Source organism: Brasilonema sp. UFV-L1, assembly GCF_012912105.1.
Taxonomy (GTDB): Bacteria; Cyanobacteriota; Cyanobacteriia; order Cyanobacteriales; family Nostocaceae; genus Brasilonema.
The window spans coordinates 1-1,381 of the sequence record NZ_QMEA01000291.1; the positions used below are offsets into that span (position 1 = coordinate 1).

Annotated in this window: 1 protein-coding gene and 1 pseudogene; both read left to right on the forward strand. The window is 42.4% G+C overall.

Translation table 11 applies throughout. The annotated features are described in order from the left end of the window. Positions 1-81: 81 nt before the first annotated feature. Positions 82-720, forward strand: a complete 639-nt coding sequence (locus tag DP117_RS34195; RefSeq protein WP_169222583.1) for a plasmid pRiA4b ORF-3 family protein — start codon at positions 82-84, stop codon at positions 718-720. Continuing rightward, positions 717-1,381: pseudogene (locus DP117_RS34200) on the forward strand (ISKra4 family transposase); the annotation flags it as partial. The gene DP117_RS34195 and the pseudogene DP117_RS34200, both read left to right, overlap by 4 nt.

The following is a 1,381-nucleotide window of genomic DNA, read 5'->3' on the forward strand; positions in this document are numbered from 1 at the left end:
AATTTATGTTTATTTGCTTGCTTACAATGAGAGCGATTTTTTTCGGGGGAGATGGGAATGGCAATGCGGTAAGATGACCCAATGACCAATTCTGAGCAACTTGTTATTTACCAGCTTCATATTTTTATCTTGGGCATCAGTCCCATGATTTGGCGTAGAGTCAAAATTCGCAGCGACAGCACAATCGCCGATTTGCACTACATCATCCAGATGGTAATGGGATGGACTGATTCCCACCTACATCGCTTTGTAATCCACGGTAAGCATTACGGGATTGCACAAATTGGTGGAATAGAGTTTTCTGACGATCCAAAAGAAGTGAAATTATCAGATTTTGGTTGGCGAATGCGAGAGCGTTTTTTATACGAGTATGACTTCGGTGATAACTGGCAGCATCAAATTCGAGTTGAAGCAATTCTCACGCCAAAATCAAATTGCTTTTATCCAGTGTGCATTGATGGTAAACGCGCTTGCCCTCCAGAAGACTGTGGTGGCCCGTGGGAGTTCATGGCACAAAAGCAGGAATACTCAGTAAGATACATAGCTTCTCGGTACAGTGAAATTCTGGAAGAAGGTGATATCCCTGGCAATATTGAAGAAATGTACGAACTACGCCAATGGTTAATGGTTGACCATTTTGACCGTCAAGAAATAAACCAACGTTTACAGCAATATGTGGCTAGGGATAAAGAGATGTTATTTGAACAGGAAATACTGTGAAAGTCAAAATCCAAATAGTTGTGGAGTCAGATAATGGAGAACCCCAAGTTGTCCAAGAAATTATGCAAATTGAGCGTGATTGCTTACAACCAGAAAACTTGGGACTAAAACTAGCAGAAGCCAAAACATTACTACAAAGCCTCCAACGCACCTTAGCCTCGCAACAGGTAGCAGAGTATTCTCTTCAACAGGAATTATGTTTGCACTGTAACCAAAAACTGTTGCATAAAGACAAGCGCACAATTGTATACCGCACATTGTTTGGCAAGTTACATCTCAAATGCCCTCGACTATTTCACTGCCCGTGCCAGGAACAACCAACCCGTAGCTTTAATCCAGTAGCCAACTTACTACCAGAACGTACTTCCAGAGAACTATTGTATCTGGAGTCTAAGTTTGGGTCTTTGATGTCTTACGGACTGTCTGTGAAACTATTGCAGGAAGTACTACCAATAGAAGGAGAAATAAACACTACATCGGTACGGAATAACTTACACAAAATTGGTCAACGCCTAGAAGACGAGTTGGGGGAAGAAAAGGGAGTATACATTGAAGGCTGTCCAAGAGATTGGGAGGAATTGCCCCGACCTGATTTACCCTTGGTATTGGGAATGGATGGCGGATATGTTCGTTCCTACGACTTTAAATCGCGCTCCAAAGG

Excerpts from the sequence above, each read along its gene's own strand:
- DP117_RS34195 (WP_169222583.1), top strand. The coding sequence starts at position 82 with ATGACCAATTCTGAGCAACTTGTTATTTACCAGCTTCATATTTTTATC.